Genomic DNA, 1360 nt, shown 5'->3' on the forward strand with positions numbered 1-1360 from the left:
TCCCTCCRCTGACTGGTTTCATGGCCCGTCGCCCAAACTCCCGCCACTCACTTCGTTCGTTGTGGTCAAACAGTGGGCGACAGTCAGTGCACGAAGCGTGCTGCGCACGCGGGCCATSAAACCAGCCAGCTCCGGCGCCCCGGCTTTATTGGCGCTCCACAGCCTCCCCSCACSCGCCTTCTGCCACCGCYCTGCCTTTTGGGRGGTGACAAGCGAACAAATGAGGGTTGAGCCCGGGTTGKCACCCGGGCGCGCCRTGCGTGTTTTCCGCGCATCGAGCCACCGGTTCGGCAAAGGCGTGGGCGGGGGGGCGAGCCCCACACCCCCCGCCCGCGCCCACGCCAGACGAGAGCGTTGAGGAATTACCTGCAGCGCGAAAACACGTCCAGCTCGCCGCGATAGACGCTGGTCTTCGCCCGCATCAGCCCCAGCACGCTCGGCACCAGGTTGTCATGGCTCAGCGCCACGTCGCGCTGCTTCTGCAGACACTGCATCGCGATCCCGGTCGCCGCCTCGGTCTGCGGCGCGAGCCACACCACCATCGGCACGTGCTTCTGCTCGCGCGGCGCGATGCCGTAGGGCAGGCCGTGCAGGTAGAGGTTGTTCTCGCCGAGCGATTCGCCATGGTCCGACAGGTACAGCAGCGCCGGGTCGTAGCCGGCGCCCTGCTTGCCGAGCCAGTCGATCGCCTTCGCCAGCACGCTGTCGGTGTAGGCGATCGAGTTGTCATAGGCATTCAGCAACTGCTGCCGCTCGCACTGCTGCAACACGTTGGTCGTGCACTCCGGCACGAAGGGCTTGCGGCCCGGCGGCGAGCGCTTCGAGTAGGCCGGCCCGTGGCTGCCCATCTGGTGCAGCACCAGCACCACGCCGCGGGCGCGGCGCTCGGCCGGCAGCGCAGCCAGCCGCTGGTCGAGCCCGTGCAGCAAGGCCTCGTCCAGGCACTCGCCGCCGTCGCACAGCCCGGCCGGCATCGGCGCGGCACCGGCCGCGAGCCGGTAGGCATCTTCGTGCGGCACGCGCTCGCACAGCCCCTTGCAGCCGGCCTGGTTGTCCAGCCACAGCACCGCCAGCCCGGCACGCTGCAGCACGTCGAGCAGGTTCTCGTAGTCCTGGTCGCGCGATTCGTAGGCCTGCTTGCCGAGGTGCGAGAACATGCACGGCAGCGAGGTGGCCGTGCTGGTGCCGCATGACGTGACGTTGCTGAAGCTGACGACACCCTGCGCCGCAAGGCCCGGCGTCGTGGCCCGCTCGTAGCCGTTCAGCGCGAAGTGATCGGCCCGCGCCGTCTCGCCCACCACCAGTGCCAGCAGCAGCGGCTTCGCGCCGGGCGCGGGCGGCGCGAGCGCCACGTCGGCGC

General features: G+C 69.7%; 1 protein-coding gene. It reads right to left on the reverse strand.

The window, feature by feature from the left end:
• Window positions 1-362 precede the first annotated feature (362 nt).
• A partial coding sequence (locus AC1DXV_RS34700; RefSeq protein WP_477938056.1) for a phosphoethanolamine transferase occupies window positions 363-1360 on the reverse strand: 998 nt, incomplete at its 5' end.

This window comes from Rhizobacter sp. P3_C12 (genome assembly GCF_056402735.1).